Raw genomic sequence first — 18,023 nt, forward strand, 5'->3', positions numbered from 1 at the left:
AAACAACTCGTTGCTTAGTTTCAAGAGAAACAATCTCCTAATTCATTTTCATAAAAATTTATTTTATTATCCAGATGCTCTAAACTTTGACGAATCTTCTCCATTTCTTCCACTACTTTTTTTCGATGATTTTTAAGTAGAGCTAACCTTTCTTCCATTGTTCCATCCCCGATATGCCCCCACATGGCAAATTGCTTCATGTCTTTTAGAGACATCCCCGTATTTTTTAGGTGGAGCAATGATTCAATCCATAATTTATTTTCATCCGAGTAGATTCTTACGTTGTTATGGTCTCTGTTTACTTTTATTAACCCTTCTTTTTCATAAAACCTCAATGTATGCTCGCTTAACCCAACGATTTTAGAAAATTCTCCAATAGAATATGTCAATATAACCGACTCCTTTAAATCTGATAGTTCTATTTCTTCTTTCTTTTTTAATTTGTGACATAACGAAAGAGTAATACTTAGAGCTTACTCTAAGTCAAGAAATTATAATTCCTCTGCATATGACAAACTAACGATCTTTTAGATATATTTCGTTAGAATAATTTTAAAAAGGAAACATGTTTTTGAAAGATATTATTTATATGCATTAAAAACAGCGACAAATCATAAAACAATTGTCGCTGTTTTTATTAAAATTATCTGGGTTTTATTATCATTGTATTACAAGCAGATATTGTGCAAAAGAATATCTTCGGATGGATGATTATAAAAAGGCTAGACAATCCAACATAATTCCGGTCTATGGTATTTTTTGGTTTATAGAAGAAATGATTATTTATAAAAACCCTATAGTGGAATAAGAAAAAAAGGATCGCCGCAGCAACCCTTCTGGAACTCAAGCACCCGTTAACTTACATATCCTATCTCATTCTTTTGGCATTTTGCTCATATCCATATACAACACATTCCACCGATGACCATCCAAATCAGTAAAACCGCAGCCGTACATCCATCCTTGGTTCTCTGAAGGCTCTCCAAAAATTGTACCGCCAGCCTCTACTGCATTCTTTGCCATTACATCTACTTCTTCTCTGCTGTCGGCATCAACGGATAGCAATACTTCCGTAGCTTGCTTTGTATCAACAATTGCCTGTCTGGTAAAGTTTTCGAAAGTAGACACTGGAAAAAGCATGACAGTAGCATTATGATCCCCGATGATTAATTGTGCTTGATCGCTATTGCCATGTTGCTCATTAACAATAAATCCTACTTTGCTATAAAACTCTTTTGATTTATTGATGTCTTTTACCGGTAAGTTAATCCAAAATTGTTTTGGCATCGTAATTACTCCTTTTTTAATATTCATCCGATTTGCATGGTTATTCGAATATTTTTGATTGGTATTTAAACAGCAACTATTTATTACTCTATTAATTGTAATTATACCATATTATGTAAAACTCACAAAAGATTCTATTTTATGTGGGGCTTCTTTAAAGAAAGGCTTTGTTAAATTACGTTGTTGATTTATTATGAACAAGCGCGCTTCTTTAATGGTAATAATTACCTCATTGGCGACAATACTCCAATAATAAGGGCCAAAAATGTTTCCAATCAAGCTTATTGTCGACATTATCTCGGTAAAAAGGGCCAAAAATGCTTCCAATCAGACTTATTGGCGACATTATCTCGGTAAAAAATGACCAAAAATGTTTCCAATAGAGCTTATTGGCAACATTATCCACTCAAATGAGTAATAAAGATCTCGTCAATTGAAAGGCAGTTAGTTTTGTAAGTCTATTTATCTTTGCTGTTGGGGGATTATGAGGAATATTTCATGAAGCTAACAAAATCGGATTGGGTCCCAGGGTTACCTTAGGGCCGGTTTTTTGTTATCAATAAAAAATAGAAGCAGAGAAACGTGATTTTCTCTGCTTCGTATTTTTTCAAGAAAGATACTTTATTTTTTCTTGAATAGGAGTCCTTTCTTTTGGTTCATTGATTTCTTCTGGATACCCAACACCAAAGATCCCAATCACATCATACCCATCCGGAACACTTAGAATTTCACGGTTTTTCGGAGCACCCCCCATCGATGACCAGAATGTTCCAACCCCTTCTGCCCAAGCGGCTAAATTAAAATTTTGTACAAAGCAGGCTGTAGCATGTGCGTTTTCTATTTTTTCAATTTCATTGGCACCGTGTTTGGATAAAATGGCAAGTACAACAGGCGCATGGAAGAAATTGGTTTTGTGGTTTAACTTTTCTCTTGTCTCCACACCAACCATATACACTTCCCATGGTTCGGTCATTTTATGATTGGGAGCCATTGAGCCGGCTTCCAGCCATTTGCTGATTTGCTCTATAGTGACCGGATCTGATTTGAAATTTTTTATATTACGTCGAGAATAGATAATATCGATGATATCCAAGAAAATTCCTCCTATTAGTTTTAATCTTTTCCCTAAATCTGTCCTGCACCTTGTAACGCTGAAAACTTTCTACTTAGGCATTCGTGTGATATGTTTTCTCACTTCTTGTTTGACCACTGAATCAAGTGAGCCCTTCCGCTCTTAATGATTTCGGCAAGTTCTGGTGCAAGTGAAGGCTCGTGCAATACTCTACTTACTGCGTATTGAAACTCCAATTGAAATTTATCCATCTCTTCGCGCAGTAATCCAGCTTCCTTCGATTGCTTCCACAATAAATGAAGCCGCCATTCCTCCCAAAACACCTGATCCTCATCGTGAACCGTCTCTGACAGAAATTCCAAACCATCAGGAGTTAACGTACATACTTTTTTATCTGTTTGTTCATCAATTGAGATCAAACCTCTTTCGGATAAATCCTGCAAAGCTGGATAAATTGTTCCTGCACTTGGAGAATACACACCTTTACTCCGCTCTTCCAGCAGCTTCATCACTTCATAGCCATGTCGCGGCTCCTCCTTAAGCAGCTGGAGGACTGCTATCTGAATAAGTCCCCTTCGTTTTCCAGGCTTCTTTTTTCCTTGCTTCCTATGATGAGATTTTTTTTCGTAAAAGTGGCGTGCTTGGTTTAAGCCTTTTTCTGTAATTGAAAGCATCCCTTTTCTATTCACAATCATTTCTTCGTTAAGCAAATGCTCAATGATTGTATCGAAATTAGAGATTTCCTCACTAAGTTCCCCAAGCAAGTCTTCCCTGCATATATCCTTACGACTCACAAATGTAAGGATTGTTAGAATGTCTTGTTTTTTTATACCTGACATGCCAGCCCTCCATTCTTTCACTATTACGATAAATTCTAATCGATATACATAGATAAAGCAATAGATATATCGATTATTTTTTTCGATATAAAAATTTCCTATCTTTTCACATTTTCCTAATATGTTCTCAGTTTGTTCAATTAACAAAAATCAAACGACTATTGCTTCCTATTTACTTAAAATAACAGATAAGTAAACGATTGATAGAAAAGAAAAAACAACGATGAAAGGCCACCAAACTGTGACCTTTCATCGTTGTTTTGAACGGTATCTATATTCTATTATTATCATAACAAGATAGTATATTTTATATAACACCCTGTTCGATCATGGCATTAGCTACTTTTACGAATCCAGCGATATTAGCACCGACTACAAGATTTCCTCGAGCATCATAATCTTCTGATGCCTTCATACTCTTACTATAAATATCTTTCATGATGTCTTGTAATTTCATATCCACTTCTCCTTGTGTCCAAGACAGCCTTGCACTATTTTGCGCCATTTCTAACGCGGAGACTGCAACCCCGCCTGCATTTGCTGCTTTTGCAGGTGCAAATAAAACATGATGCTCCAAATACGTATCGATGGCTTCTAGCGTAGAAGGCATGTTTGCACCTTCTCCCACTGCCTTTACCCCATTTGAAACTAGCATTTCTGCCGCTTCCTTATTTACCTCATTTTGCGTTGCACACGGTAAAGCAATATCGCACGGGATCGCCCAGATGCCTGAACACCCTTCTTGAAAGATAGCATCTGGATGTTCTTTGACATATTCGATTATTCTTTTATTCTCTACTTCTTTTAATCGTTTAACCGTATCTAGGTTAATTCCATTTCGATCATAAACATAGCCGTTTGAATCACTGCATGCTACCACTTTTGCACCAAACTGCATCGCTTTTTCCATTGCATAAATCGAAACATTTCCTGAACCAGATACCACAACGGTACTTCCTTGAAAGCTTAATCCCTGATGTTTCAGCATTTCTTCTACAAAATAAACCAATCCATATCCTGTCGCTTCTTTCCGGCCTAAGCTTCCTCCATAACCAATGCCTTTTCCAGTTAGCACACCTGCTTCATAAGCACCTTTTAATTTTTTATATTGCCCGAACATATAACCGATCTCTTTTGCCCCTACTCCTATATCCCCAGCGGGAACATCGATATCCGGCCCGATATGTCTGCTAAGCTCTGTCATAAAGCTCTGACAAAAGCGCATAATTTCTAAATCAGATTTACCTTTTGGATCAAAGTCAGAACCGCCTTTTCCACCGCCTATCGGCTGACCTGTTAATGAGTTTTTGAAGATTTGCTCAAACCCGAGAAACTTGATAATACTTGCGTTAACAGACGGGTGAAATCTTAGTCCCCCCTTATAAGGTCCAATCGCGCTACTAAACTGGACACGATATCCACGATTCACTTTTACATTCCCTTTATCATCTACCCATGGAACCCGAAAGGTAATCATTCGCTCTGGTTCGACCATTCTTTCTAGAACGGCCTGTTTAATATATATCGGATTTTTCACAAGGACAGGTACTAAAGAATCAAGTACTTCTTTAACTGCCTGCTGGAACTCCCATTCATTTGGATTCCGCATTTGAACACTTTCAAATAAACGATTTACGTAATCTTTCACGATTTGCGTTTGATTTTCTTCTATTTTGTCCAGCATTTTCATAACGTTCGCCCCTAAAATTTATTAAAAACATTGAAAAATTACTTTTCTTAAATGTATTTTCATTTTATAATTTTATAATTAATAGTTTCAATCTTAATTTCCGATGAAATTAATGCATTTAACGCATGAATCTGGAGTGATTAAAAAATGGAGACGAGGCAAATTCAATATTTCCTAGAAGTGGCTAAAAGAGAGCATGTAACAGAGGCAGCAGATGTCTTGCATGTTGCCCAGTCTTCCGTTAGCAGGCAAATCTTCAATTTAGAAGACGAATTAGGTGTGAAACTTTTTATTCGTGAGGGAAGAAGCGTAAAGTTAACCCCTATAGGAAGAATCTTTTATGAACGGATGAAACAAGTGTGGTATTTGATGGAGGACGCAAAGAGAGAAGTAGAAGAAAATTTAAATCCGGAAAAAGGAACCGTTCGAATTGCATTCCCTATTAGCATGGCCGCCCATACATTGCCTTCCATCATTTATGCTTTTCGCATTCGGTACCCGGATGCGAAATTTCAAATGAGCAATGCCCTTTATTATGATTTAATTGATGGTGTGGTAAATGGGGAATTTAATTTGGCCATGATGGCACCCATGCCCAATCCGGAAAAGGAAAAAAAAATTAAAGGAGCTACGTTATTTACAGAAAATATCGTTGCTCTAATCCCTCTTCATCATCCATTATCTGATCGGGAATCGATTCGGTTACGGGATTTAAGAAATGACCCATTTTGTGTCCTGCCTGAAGGATTTGTATTTCGCGAACAGGTTGTTCAAGGATGTAAGGATGCAGGTTTTTCACCACAAATCGCATTCGAAGGGAAAGATATTGATGCATTAAAAGGGTTAGTGTCTGCTGGCTTAGGAGTAGCATTGATGCCAGAGATGACATTGGTAGATAACACACCTCGGTCCACTGTCGTGATTCCCATATCAGATGCCAGTCTCACACGCACAGTCGGTGTCATCTACCCGACACAACGTCAACTGCTCCCAACCGAAGCATTGTTTTATAATTTCTTACTTGAAACCTACGAAAGATTAAATGAGTTTAGAAAGTAAAAATTTCTTAAAGAACATACGATTTTTAAAAATAAGTATATATTGGCTGGATGAGGAAAATTAAATGAGTAGCCACATCGACTACTCATTGAAGAATTGTTACCTACTATATCCATTAGTAGGTAGTTGCATGAATGTATGCTCTTTGCCGTGAAAAAGCCCTACTAACTTTTATTGCACATTTTGTTCGAACTGTGCATAAATTTTCAAAAAACCGGATTGCAGGCCTATTATGTCGAATTTCCAACATTATCAAGTCTTAACGTGTATTTTTCAATTAGTATAAAAAAAGTAAACTTGCTGCTCGGATGCAGATCAGGTAACTCAATTTCCAATCGTCATGAAAAACTAATATTTTCATGTTCAAAAGGATCACATCGCCTAAAAGCAAAATAAAAAAAGGAACCACATTCCAATATTTCTTTTTTGGTATGTAAATACAAAAAATAACAATTACGGCCATACATACGTGATACAAAAAACCACTAAATAATGTACTGTCCCGGTAAATGTTTTCAACCCAATTTACATGAAAGAACTGTTTTCCAAAAAGCATAAGTACGCTTGATGGAGTTTGTAGAATGATCCATGAGATTGTCCAGAATGTTATGATTCGTGGGGATTTATGTCTTTTTCCATTTACTATGGAATACCACTTTTTCATAGTCATCATATAGATAAATGTTACAATGCCAGTCATATATGTGTGCCACCAATGATGAGTGTAGACACCCTCTTTAAGAAACAAAACCTCTACCAGCATGAAAACGATGGATATTAATCCAATCCAGCGGTATGAGAGCTGAAAAACCATTACACTAATCGCTGTTGAAGACCATAATCCTGTAGTGGCTATTATATGCCCTATGATATTTTCGGCAAAAGGATCTGAATAAAGTCCGGGTTTATATGCGTAAGCATTTAGTGCAAAGAGGACAACAGCTTCACCAATCCATGACCAAGCAGTTGCGAATACAAAATATGAAAACAAATCAAATACGTTTCTTTTTTTATACATTGTATAGACGGTAATTACCGCCCCGATAACTATTAAACCGTAGTACCAGTATATATTTGGCATAGGTCGATCCTCCTGTAAATCCGCGGTACCTCCCGGGAATGGGAATACAACATTTATGAACTCCCCCGGTTTTTATAGCCATGTTTATATTTCCAATATACACAACGATTCATACATAGGCGTTATGCAATTTTTTCTTCACCTATTCCACTCTGAGCCTGTAACGGCAAGTTAAAAGGCCATTCATTTCGTGGAATGGCCTTTTAACTTGCCGTTATGTTAACGCACGAACGATTAAGGATTACGTTTTTCTTTTTACTTAGAAAAATTCAATAATTGCCTCTCTCTCCAATACGCCATCGTATTTCGTTAGATCTAGGTGGACCTATGGTAACTGTTTGATCGATAGGCTTGAGAACTTCAGCTAATTGGGCAGCATTAACACCATAAATTGCCTGGAACACCTCAGGAGGTGTCTTTCTTAAGATGTCGGACCCATATACGACCTGCGTGGAATTATTGTCGAAAATAGCCAACAAGTGGGTGTGATCCGTTATCGCGAAAGCCCAATGCCACCAACCCATAGGGATATACACCGTTTGGGGTGGCTTAACACGGTAACTGAGTACTTGCAGGGTAAATGGATTGAGCATAGAAACGTCAGCTTCACCTTGTATCATATAGGCGAGTTCATTCGCGTTCGGGTGCCAATGAGCCTCTACGCTATGTTCTCTACTCAAATAAACGTCAAAGATGCTTAAGTTTTGCAAGACGGGAAACTGTTTAGCGGTTTGCTGAAGAATGAAGTTTTGACTGTTTTTCTGAAAGTATGGAGCACTTTTTAAGTCAAAGGATAAATTTAATGAAGAGGAGCTTAATATATCACTGGTGGTATACATCGGATACTCACGCCTTCCTTAATTGGATGATTATGGATTCAATCGTTAAGCCCACATACATAGATACATATAGATATGCATGAATCCAGAAATCGTGTTTCTATTGATACCGGATTGAGGTACAACACTAAGGACATCCTAAATCACTATTTGAGTTTGATGAACCATATTTATTACCTGTTTCCGGTGATAAAGAAGCTTTACGAAAGAGTAGGGATATAAGAAAAACAGGCTTACAATCGAGCCTGTTTATTCTTTATCTATATTCAATTATTCGATTACTTCAAGCTCACGGCGCAATTCTTCCTCTACCTCATTTACATTATCATAATTAATTATGTACTCAATTGTTAACAAAATAAAGGCTACTTGAAAAAGAAAAAGCTACCTTTATTTTTGGCAGCTCGTTCTTCCCTACTATGATCCGTTAGCAGAATAACAGTTATTGATATAATATATCGTCTCTTAGTGAAGCTACTTGAGTTAAAGCTGTATCTATGTCTCTTTCATTCACTCCAAAGTGAGCAAGAGCATCGTGAAGATGTTTTACAATAGCATTATAATGGGCTGGTTGGAGATTCATTCCTTGATGAGCTTTTGCCATAGATTGACCAGAATATTGATTTGGACCGCCTAATGCAAAACTAATAAATTTTGACTGATGACGGCGTTGTTTTTCCATATCCGTTTCTTTAAAGAAATGATTAACAGTCTCATCCTTAAGAACCAACTCGGAGTAAAAATAGTCCACAACTTTTGCAATCGCTTCTTCTCCGCCAACTTTTTCATAAAGTGTTTGTTCCATATATACACTCCTATTTTGAATTTAATAGAAGTATTTTCTGCAGAAAAAATGTTATTATTCCTTAGTAAAAAAAGGGATTGTGCAGCATTCTCACATTATTGGTTAATCATCAGGTTATCTGGGGTAAAAGAATAATAAATTCTGTCCCCATATCCTTTTCACTGTTCACTTGTATTTTACCATTGAAAGAATGGACAATTTGAAAACTTACCATCATTCCAAGTCCTGTCCCACTTTCCTTTAAGGAATAAAACGGAGATCCAAGCCTATCTATTTGCTTTTTTGTCATACCAATTCCTTGGTCCTTAATGGTAATCTTTATATACCCATCATTTGTTGAAGTACATGTAATCCAAATCATTCCACCATTCGGCATAGACTCTATCGCATTTTTCAAAATATTAATCAAAAACTGGTTCAATTTTTGAGGATTAGCATAAATCCAACAGTTATCCAAAAAATCAGTTTTAATCTCAACATTTTGGTTCAGGGAGTAACCTTGAATGATATTTACTACACGTTGTAACTGATAACCTACGTCGATTCTATCGCTGTTATTCATTGTGGGTTTTCCAAAAGATAAAAAATCATTAATAATTTCATTTGCACGATCTAATTCTTCAATGGATATTTGGATATATTCCTTCTTTTTCTTAGGCAAATCAGGCTCATTTAGAAGTTGCAGAAAGCCACGAGTCACTTGCATCGGATTTCTAATTTCATGAGCGAAAACACTTGTTAACTCACTTATCACTCGTAATTTCTCTGAGTTCTGCATTTCTGATCGAAGCTGATGAATCTCCCTAATCGTTTCATTTAACATAGTGAAGAACCAAGTAACTACCACTACAAAGATAAGATGAATAATCGGTACTTTAAGATGAGCTACGGAAAAACCTCTTAGAATACCAAAAAAAGTAAGGCCAATAAGACAGTAGTAAAAGGAAAGACCAACAGCAATTTTAATCCTTTTATCTTTATGCGAACTTGCAAATGATTTTTGAAAAAACAATATAACAGGCAATGTAAATATTAAGACAAGAAAAGTATTATAAAATCCTAAACTGATTCCAGAATAAAGTCGATAAAGTATAATTAGCACTGAAAGGAAGATGCCTGGCCAAAATCCGCCGTATAAGCTGCCAAATAATAGAGGAATAATTCTTAACTCCAAACGAGCATTTTGGCCAAAACTCACTGGAAAGGACATGCAAAATAATATTGATATGCCCCACAAAATGGACATTATTACGTTTCTATTTTTATCACTTTTTACCCTCTCTGTAATAAATGTAAAGTAAATAAAAATGGGTATTACCATAAACGTTAGTTGTAGCAAAAAATCCTTTATTATACTCATTTTTGTTACCTTTCATAATCTGTTCAATACCTGATTCGAGCAGAAGATATTCATTTTCAATATGTTTGTTACTATTCCATACAAACATATTTCATATTATACTTTAAAGTTATCATAATTCCCCCTATAAAATAAAAATAGTGCCAACTTCTCTTTATAGAAATCGGCACTTCGTTTATTCGCTATACGTTATCGTGTCGCTTTTTGCGGTTGGCAAACGTCACATTTACGTTGGTTATTATTTTTCAATTTCGTAAATGTTTTATCATTGCTACCACATGCACATTTAAATAGTAACTTTTGAGAAAAACCGTGATATTCCGTCTTCCACCCATTTGTAAAAAAAGCACGTTCTTTGTTACTTCACAATTTCTTCGAAGTGTGACGTTAAGCATTCTTTTCATAACTTAAGAAATTTATTGAATATAACTTCTAAAAAAACAAATATTAACTTCATACTTCTAGAAGGAGCTGCAATGAACAATATGATAAATAAAATTGTATTATGGACTATTCTTATTGCTCCTTGGTTCTCTTTATTTTTTCTAAAGAAGGACGATATAAAGCGATTTATGCCTGTATCTATTTTTTCGTCTTTTTTAATGCTTCTTTATAATGTTATAGCATACAATCAAAAGCATTGGATTGTAAAAGTCACAATAGTACCATGGTTCAAACATTTTTTTATGCCTGGAATTTTAGGAGCTTTTTTGATAATAACTCTTTGGATTTTTTATTATACATATGGGAAATTTTGGGTATATTTAATAACAAATCTAATATTAGACTTTATGTTTGCGATTTTCCCCATTCATTATTTGTTTCAAGATAAATTAAAAATTTACCAACTAATAAACATTACTCCTTGGGGCAGATTTGTTCTCTTTGTCTCTTTATCGATAATTATTTATGGTTATCAAAGATGGCAAGAAACGGTTTATAATAAAAATATCTAATAAATATCTATTTGTTAATGGATTTATTGGGATGGTTTTTTCTTCCTTTTTTAATCTTAAATTAAACAAGTTTAGCTCTAGAAATATGCCTATTTGACTTGTTTTTTCGGTAAAACTCATTTTTTTTAACAAAATATTATACTTCATTTCTATTTTTACATGTTTCAAGTGGATACCTCTCGGGTAGATATACTATAAATGCGGATGTACTTTATATTCCACATTAACTATATTTTAGGAGGTACGATAGAATGAGTATGGAAAAAAGAATTGTTGGAACCTTTAATTCAGAGCAAGAAGTCTTGTATGCGATTGATGAATTGAAACGTCAGGGGCATCGTGAAACAGATATGATGGTTGTGGCAGAAAATAGAAGTCGCATTCCATTGGTCATTTCACACACTGGAGTCATGGTAGAAGCGGATATACAAGTGAGTACCTTAGCAGGTGTTATGATGGATAGCTTTTTTACCATAATGACTGCAGGAATGGGCGGAGGAAAGGTAAACACTCTGTCGAACAGGCTTATTGAAAGAGGACTACCAGTATTTACGGCAAAACTGTGTGAAGAGGAAATTAATAAAGGGAAAATGATTTTGCTGGTTGATACGAATGGAACTTACAACAGCTCTGTTAATAAAGCACAATATGAGACTGAAAGATATGAGACTGAAAAAACAAGCGCCGTCCAACTCCGTGAAGAACAGCTTGATATCATAAAAGAGCGTGTTCAAGTCGGCGAATTACAACTCCATAAAGAAGTAGTTGAAGAGCAGCGAACAGTGCATGTTCCACTTATTCGAGAAGAAATATATGTAGAGCGCCGTCCTGTCATTGATGGAAAGGTTGAGGGCAGCCCGTTTACAGCGGATGAAATGATTCGTATCCCCATTATGGAAGAACGAATAGAAGTAACGAAAAGACCGGTAGTCGTTGAAGAAGTAATTGTAGGCAAGCGAAAAATTCAAGAAACAAAGCAGGTACAGGATATCATAAGAAAAGAAGAAGCGCGGATTGAGCGTTCTATCCCCTCGCCAATGGAAGAAAAGAAACTGGTCACCCAATTGGCCGTTGTAGGGCAAGATGAAGTTAATACGGAAAGTCCCAATATTTTGATTGTGGAAGGAAATCCTGGTATTGCAACCAAAATGAATGAGGATAAAAAGCAAGAAACCCGCGAAAAACGCACAGGTTCACTCGCAATTCAAGGAGAGAAAAACAAACCAGAATCATCTGCCAGTAAAAATGAAAAAGTGAGCGGAACGCTAGCAGATTCTCCTGTTCTTAAGGAAAATGAAAGTGAAAGATATGTACCGGTTTCAGCAGCTACTGTAAAAGAAGAAGCTTCTCACAATAATGAAAATTCTTCCTTAGATGAGGAAAATAAAAATAATAAAAATCAAATGAAAAGAAGAAAAAATACTACTCAGTAAATAGGATTGGATAGAATATGAAATTCTTAAATACGATAAAAAAAGCTGATTTCAAATCACTAAAATGTGATCTTTTGAAGTCAGCTTTTTTCTGAAGGATTTAAAATAAAAAACTGTAGGATTCTTACCTACAGTTTTTCCACTAATATTGAAGTTGTCACAACTTAACCCATTCCCTTCACCTTGTATTAATTAATCTTTTACCTTCCACTTGAAACACTATCTGTAGAAATTCATAATCACATCTTTTCACATGCTCCTAATAATTTCTCAGTCTGTTCAATTAACAAGAACATTTCATCCCAAGAATTTTGGGTATTAATATTCTGGGAATGCGCCAAGTTGTTTCTTAATTTTTCTAATTGTTTGAAATAATGGTTCCCCTTGCTTTTTGTTTCAATACCCAAACGTTCCCTTAATGGTTTCTCATTAAGGACAATGTCTCTTTTATCACAAATCTGTAGACAATCACTTAATTGAATCGCTTCATTTTGTGACTTTCTAAGAGAAAATAATTCCTCAGCTAAGCTAATTCGATTGGTACTTAAATGTATCTTCCAGGTATCTTCAGGAAAATAATGATTAATAATCCGATAAAGGTGCATCTCTAATAATGAAATCAACCCAAATAATAACATTCGAATCGGAGGTTTCTGGAGATCGGCTAGTGTTACAACTTTTGTTACCCTATTTCCTTCTAGTATAAATATTCTATCTATATCTTTTAAAAAAAATAACGTATCGATCAGTGGTGTTGATTCTGAGACGAGTTCCGTCGGACTAAAACTCCGATAATATTCTTTACAGGATCCTTCCTTCAATTCATTTCTTACTACATAACCAATGACGATTCCGTTTTCTTCAACACCCAAAACATCATAGTCTTTTATAACCATCATACTTTGAATCATTTCGGCATCGTCATGAAGATTACAAGTATCCATAGTTTCTGAAATACTGTTCACAGTGATGTTTTGCTCGTATAAAGAACGTAAATTTTTATAAGAACTCACCTTATCACGCTGTTGCTTTGGAATAAATGTCAAAACATTACCTCCTATTTTTATGTAAATGACATGACTGCAACGATTAGTCTGGCAAATTCAATCGTATCATTAATGTTCCAAAAACACTCAATAAGTTTTCTGTTGAACTTAAACTTTTTCTTAATTCAGAAATTAAACTGATTTATTAACGATGTATAAAATCATACATAATAGAGAAAATTGTGAAGCGAACGAAAGGTTGGTTTATTAACGTTTTTAAAATCTATCCAGTTCCTAAAAATTCACTGATTATGTAAAATAGTTCATAAAACATAAAAAAGCTAGCTATATAGACTGTCCTAGTCATTTGAGACAGAGATAAAACACCCTTATTAGGCTGCCATACTCCCAAATTCAATGGGGGTTCGGTAGCCTAATTTTTCTTGAATGCGTTCTTCATTATAATGTTTAACGTAATCATTTACATGATTTCGTACGTCCTTTAAGCTTATTGAGTTGAACTTAATATATTGGAACTCCTCTGATTTCAAGTTGGAGTGAAACGACTCAATAACTGCATTATCCCAACAATTTCCACGTCTTGACATACTACTAATCAGGTTACTCTCTTTCACAAACTTTTGAAAGGCATATGATGTATATACACTTCCTTGATCAGAATGAAGGATGACTCCGGATGGGTTTCTACGTGCACTTAATGCTGCTTTAAGTGTATCCAACACAAGTGGAGTCTGTTGATGATCATATATCTTATATGCCACAATTTGATTGTTATACAAGTCCACAATAGTCGACAAATACAACGTAGATGGACCATATTGTAGGTAAGTAATATCGGTGACCCACTTTTGATTTGGAGCACTGGCTGTGAAATCTCGTTCTAAAATATTGGGTGCAATAACAACGGATTCTCCCTGCGATTTCCACTTTCGTTTCGGCTTTACACGACATTGCAAATAATGTTTTTGCATAATACGTTGAACAGTATTACGATTCAATTTAATCTTATAGTCACGATATAACATAGCCTTTATTTTACGGTGCCCGTATCGATATTTTGTTTCCTGGCATATAGTAATGATGATTTCTTCCTCTTTAGTTAATACGTCCTTTCCCGCTTTTGCCCACCGATAGTAGGTAGCTCGCGGCAAGGATAGGGCAGATAAAATCGCCGTAACCGTGTACTTCTTACGGAACTTTTCAACTATCTGCAGGACTACTTGTTTTTCAACTCCTTTACCATCTCCAAATACTTTTTTAAGATTTCATTCTCCTGTTTCAAGTGAGTAAATTGCCGATCTTTCTTTTCCTCTTCACTCACATTATCTGGTCCAAGCCCGTACGAATATTGTTTGCCAATCGGCTGATCAAAACGATGTATCTCATTCTCTCGGTACCATTTCATCCATGTCTTTATCTGAGAAACATTTTTAATTCCGTACTTCTCCATAATCTCTTGATTAGTTAACTCCCCTGACATCTTATCCCTCACCACTGCCCATTTTGTTTCACTAGAATATACGTTTTTGCCCATGCAAAAACACCTCCGATTTTAGTACTTAATTTCAGTGTACCATTTCGAAGGTGTTTTATCGTGTCTCATTTTATTAGGTTAGTCTAATATTAAGCTAGCTTTTTAACCTCATGGCGTTTTTCTATACGCTTTTCAATTGTTTCGATTGCTTGTTTATCTTTAAGTAATTCTAGCTTATTCTCTTTTATTAACTCTTCAAATGATTTTTTATGCTTACGCATTATAACACTCTTTTCTTTTTTAGATCGGTCTATTATAACATATCTGAATAATAAAACAATTCTGTTAGTTAAAAATAATAGAAAAATTATTTAGAATATTATTTTTCCTAATTAATTACCGACAAGCTTAATTATATAAATTAAGGTTTTGATCTCGTTAAACAAAGTTTATTTTTTACGAATTCTGTCTATGTAAAAAAACTTTAATCCAGTTTGATTGACGACTTCAGGCCAGCTTAACTTTAACCTGCGACAAATGGTTGTACTAAAAACTTGTCCTTTCTTCTTCAACAAATCATAATCCCTTTGGTTGGTTGAACCAATCCGTAGCAATTCTGTTTTCAACTCTTCAAGTATTTCTTGTTTTGTTTTCAATCTACTCACCTCTTTTTGATTTACAAAAAATCGAGCCAGAAAGATTGATAATGCATGTTTCCGCTTTAAAATGTTTTTTAGGAGCGTTATTTAACACCTGATGTATTTATTGGTGACTATATATCTCTCACCGGAAAATGTGGAGATATGTATAGGCAGGAGTGCCCCGGTTACAATTTAAGCTAAAGAGCAAGGTTTAGTGCACCCTTAAAGCGAACTCTAAATTAAAAAAGGTCACTAAGCCCTTCTTTCTGTAACGCTACTTGACTGGCAGGTACCGGACCGATTCCCATGATAAACACTCTTTAGCGTTTTTTAGTTCCCTTAACCTTTCTTTGATAAACTCAATTTGTTCCTCGGTAATAATAAAATCCTTAAGACGATCCTCAAAATGAGCAATTCGTCTTTCTAACTCCTCTATAGTAAGTCTATTAGTATTCTTCATAAATCTTCCAACTCCTTTTATTTGGTGGGACCCCTGGACTTGCTGGGGCCAATGCAACGCAATTTGCTTTTAAATCTTCCAAAGGGAATTAACAAAGAAGGGCCAACAAGGACCCCTCTATTAGGAATTAAAGTTACAATTTTACAAATTTATATTACTCAGCAAGATTTAATACAGTTACTTTTTCACGCGTCATCGATTCAAGGCTCTTACGGATACCTTGCGCACCCATTCCAGATCCTTTTACACCGATAAATGGGAAATGATCCGGTCCGCGTTCGGTACGTCCGTTTATTTGAACTGAGCCTGTTTCAATTTTATTCGCAATTGCAAATGCTTTATTAATATCTTTGGTAAAGACACTTGCCTGTAAACCAAATTCAGATTCATTCGCAATATTGATCGCTTCTTCATCAGAAGATACACGGATTATTGGCAGCACAGGTCCGAACGGTTCCTCCCAAGCTACGGTCATGTCTTCTGTTACATGATCAAGAAGAGTAGGGTAAATTAAATTGCGTTCACGCTTATTTCCTGTTACAAGAGTTGCACCTTTTTCAATGGCATCCTCAATTAATCCTTGAACAAAGTCAGCAGACTGTTTATCAATTAACGGGACAACCGTGCTGCCGTCTTCCGGGGAGCCTACCACCAGTTTTTCAATTTCTTCTTTTAAAATCGAAGCAAGCTCGTCCGCAACACTGTCATGAACTAATACGCGTTTAATCGCTGTGCAACGCTGACCAGAATAAGAAAATGCACCGCTGATAATATGTTTCGCCGCTTCATTTAAATCAGCATCTTCACGCACAATACCAGGATCTTTCCCGCCAAGCTCAAGGACAAGTGGAATCATGCCCGCTTTTTTCGCTAAGCGAGTTCCGGTATTTGTTCCACCTGTAAAGGAAATCATATTAATTCCTTTATGCTCCACTAAGTAATCACCAATAACCGAACCACGACCTGTCACGATATTGACAAGACCTTTTGGAAAGTTTGCTTTGTGAAGAGCCTCAATCATTTTAATACCGCTGATCGCGCCTTGTGTAGCAGGTTTAAAGATGACTGCATTCCCTGTAATAAGTGCAGGTGCCAGTTTAGCAGCAGCTAAATTGACCGGATAGTTAAATGGAGGGATGGCTAGGACTACTCCCAGTGGAACACGATCAACAATTGCAATCTTAGACTTAGAACCGCCCGGGAAGCTATCTCCCTTCATACTTTCACCATGCATATGCATTGCTTCTTCAACCGTGTAACGAATGAAACCGGCAGTACGTACGACTTCACTCTTTGCATCTTTCAAACTTTTTCCTACTTCTTTCATAATGATTTCAGCAATTTCATCTTGCATATTCACTAATTCATCTGCCCATTTATACAAAAACTTTGCTCGTTCTTGAAGGGAAGTTTCTGCCCAACTTTTTTGGGCTATATAAGCATAATAAATTGCCTCATCTACCTCTTCAGTTGTAATCGCCTGTACTTCTCCAATCTTTTCATAAAGATAAGGTGACGTGATTTTAATTGTTTCACTAGACTTACTTTCTCTCCATTCCCCATTTATATAAAAAGGATAAGCTGTTAAGGATAATACGTTTGTTGGCATAATAAATCCTCCTTGAAGTTTTTAATTTATTTTGAATAAATTGATACATAATGTATAGGGACTTAATTTGTCCCGTATAGACATAAAATGTCCCGATTTGTATAAAAAAATTTCTTCTTGTTACTTTTTTATTCTTTCAAGATCCGTCACTCCTTCATTTGGACCACTTTAGATTATATTTTTTAATTCCACAAAAAATATTATGGATCATATTAAGAAAAATAAACATAGTTTCTACAAAAGATATCAAAACATTACAAAAATAGACAAAATTCATTCATTATAAATCCTAACCATTCATAGATCCTTAATTCATAAATATTCTTTCCCCTTTATCTTAGATAATTTATCTATGGTACGAATTTATATCGAAACGTAGCCATGTTTCTCAAAGTAGGGGGGACCTTCAGG

General features: G+C 35.6%; 18 protein-coding genes. 3 read left to right on the top strand and 15 right to left on the bottom strand.

Annotation, left to right across the window (positions count from 1 at the left end; genetic code table 11):
- Positions 1 to 20 precede the first annotated feature (20 nt).
- The 5 genes from QF028_RS11180 to gdhA form a co-directional block, all read right to left on the bottom strand.
- Complete coding sequence (locus QF028_RS11180; protein ID WP_429465402.1) at positions 21 to 389, bottom strand: MerR family transcriptional regulator; 369 nt, start codon at positions 387 to 389, stop codon at positions 21 to 23.
- A 484-nt stretch (positions 390 to 873) separates the two neighbouring features.
- Positions 874 to 1,287: a VOC family protein gene (locus QF028_RS11185; protein ID WP_429465404.1), complete on the bottom strand. Its 414-nt coding sequence runs from the start codon at positions 1,285 to 1,287 to the stop codon at positions 874 to 876.
- A 607-nt stretch (positions 1,288 to 1,894) separates the two neighbouring features.
- Positions 1,895 to 2,380, bottom strand: coding sequence for a nitroreductase family protein (locus QF028_RS11190; RefSeq protein ID WP_429465406.1), 486 nt, complete (start codon positions 2,378 to 2,380; stop codon positions 1,895 to 1,897).
- 98 nt (positions 2,381 to 2,478) lie between these two features.
- Positions 2,479 to 3,198, bottom strand: coding sequence for a PadR family transcriptional regulator (locus tag QF028_RS11195; RefSeq protein WP_429465408.1), 720 nt, complete (start codon positions 3,196 to 3,198; stop codon positions 2,479 to 2,481).
- A 307-nt stretch (positions 3,199 to 3,505) separates the two neighbouring features.
- Positions 3,506 to 4,888, bottom strand: coding sequence for an NADP-specific glutamate dehydrogenase (gene gdhA, locus QF028_RS11200; RefSeq protein WP_429465410.1), 1,383 nt, complete (start codon positions 4,886 to 4,888; stop codon positions 3,506 to 3,508).
- Between the two features lie 147 nt (positions 4,889 to 5,035).
- Between gdhA and QF028_RS11205 the strand changes: the two genes are divergently transcribed.
- A complete protein-coding gene (locus tag QF028_RS11205; protein ID WP_429465412.1) occupies positions 5,036 to 5,947 on the top strand; it encodes a LysR family transcriptional regulator in 912 nt (303 codons plus the stop codon).
- 277 nt (positions 5,948 to 6,224) lie between these two features.
- Here the strand turns inward: QF028_RS11205 and QF028_RS11210 are convergent, their stop codons facing one another.
- From QF028_RS11210 to QF028_RS11225, 4 genes are all read right to left on the bottom strand, one after another.
- A complete protein-coding gene (locus tag QF028_RS11210) occupies positions 6,225 to 7,028 on the bottom strand; it encodes a hypothetical protein (protein WP_429465414.1) in 804 nt (267 codons plus the stop codon).
- 269 nt (positions 7,029 to 7,297) lie between these two features.
- Positions 7,298 to 7,867 (bottom strand): cupin domain-containing protein, encoded by a 570-nt coding sequence (locus tag QF028_RS11215; RefSeq protein ID WP_429465416.1) that lies wholly within the window; start codon positions 7,865 to 7,867, stop codon positions 7,298 to 7,300.
- 442 nt (positions 7,868 to 8,309) lie between these two features.
- Positions 8,310 to 8,672, bottom strand: coding sequence for a group I truncated hemoglobin (locus tag QF028_RS11220; RefSeq protein WP_168243922.1), 363 nt, complete (start codon positions 8,670 to 8,672; stop codon positions 8,310 to 8,312).
- 109 nt (positions 8,673 to 8,781) lie between these two features.
- Positions 8,782 to 10,032, bottom strand: a complete 1,251-nt coding sequence (locus QF028_RS11225; RefSeq protein ID WP_429465419.1) for an ATP-binding protein — start codon at positions 10,030 to 10,032, stop codon at positions 8,782 to 8,784.
- 476 nt (positions 10,033 to 10,508) lie between these two features.
- On the opposite strand from QF028_RS11225, the gene QF028_RS11230 reads away from it, so the two are divergent.
- Positions 10,509 to 10,988, top strand: a complete 480-nt coding sequence (locus QF028_RS11230) for a hypothetical protein (protein WP_429465421.1) — start codon at positions 10,509 to 10,511, stop codon at positions 10,986 to 10,988.
- A 251-nt stretch (positions 10,989 to 11,239) separates the two neighbouring features.
- Entirely contained in the window at positions 11,240 to 12,421 is a 1,182-nt protein-coding gene (locus QF028_RS11235; RefSeq protein ID WP_429465423.1) for a YsnF/AvaK domain-containing protein, read from the top strand.
- A gap of 239 nt (positions 12,422 to 12,660) precedes the next feature.
- Here QF028_RS11235 and QF028_RS11240 read toward each other — a convergent pair whose 3' ends face one another.
- The 6 genes from QF028_RS11240 to QF028_RS11265 all read right to left on the bottom strand — a co-directional run bounded on the left by QF028_RS11240 (position 12,661) and on the right by QF028_RS11265 (position 17,612).
- A complete protein-coding gene (locus QF028_RS11240; protein ID WP_429465425.1) occupies positions 12,661 to 13,467 on the bottom strand; it encodes a hypothetical protein in 807 nt (268 codons plus the stop codon).
- Positions 13,468 to 13,799: 332 nt separating this feature from the next.
- A protein-coding gene (locus QF028_RS11245) for an IS3 family transposase (protein ID WP_429463296.1) occupies positions 13,800 to 14,962 on the bottom strand; the annotation gives its coding sequence in 2 pieces (ribosomal slippage) (positions 13,800 to 14,686 and positions 14,686 to 14,962; 1,164 coding nt in all).
- 89 nt (positions 14,963 to 15,051) lie between these two features.
- Positions 15,052 to 15,183 (bottom strand): FbpB family small basic protein, encoded by a 132-nt coding sequence (locus tag QF028_RS11250; protein ID WP_410887980.1) that lies wholly within the window; start codon positions 15,181 to 15,183, stop codon positions 15,052 to 15,054.
- Between the two features lie 168 nt (positions 15,184 to 15,351).
- Positions 15,352 to 15,558, bottom strand: a complete 207-nt coding sequence (locus QF028_RS11255) for a hypothetical protein (RefSeq protein ID WP_429465427.1) — start codon at positions 15,556 to 15,558, stop codon at positions 15,352 to 15,354.
- A gap of 259 nt (positions 15,559 to 15,817) precedes the next feature.
- A complete protein-coding gene (locus QF028_RS11260; protein ID WP_429465429.1) occupies positions 15,818 to 16,003 on the bottom strand; it encodes a hypothetical protein in 186 nt (61 codons plus the stop codon).
- Between the two features lie 154 nt (positions 16,004 to 16,157).
- Positions 16,158 to 17,612, bottom strand: a complete 1,455-nt coding sequence (locus QF028_RS11265; RefSeq protein WP_429465431.1) for an NADP-dependent glyceraldehyde-3-phosphate dehydrogenase — start codon at positions 17,610 to 17,612, stop codon at positions 16,158 to 16,160.
- Between the last annotated feature and the right edge of the window lie 411 nt (positions 17,613 to 18,023).

This window comes from Neobacillus sp. B4I6 (genome assembly GCF_050434045.1).
GTDB lineage: Bacteria > Bacillota > Bacilli > Bacillales > Cytobacillaceae > Neobacillus.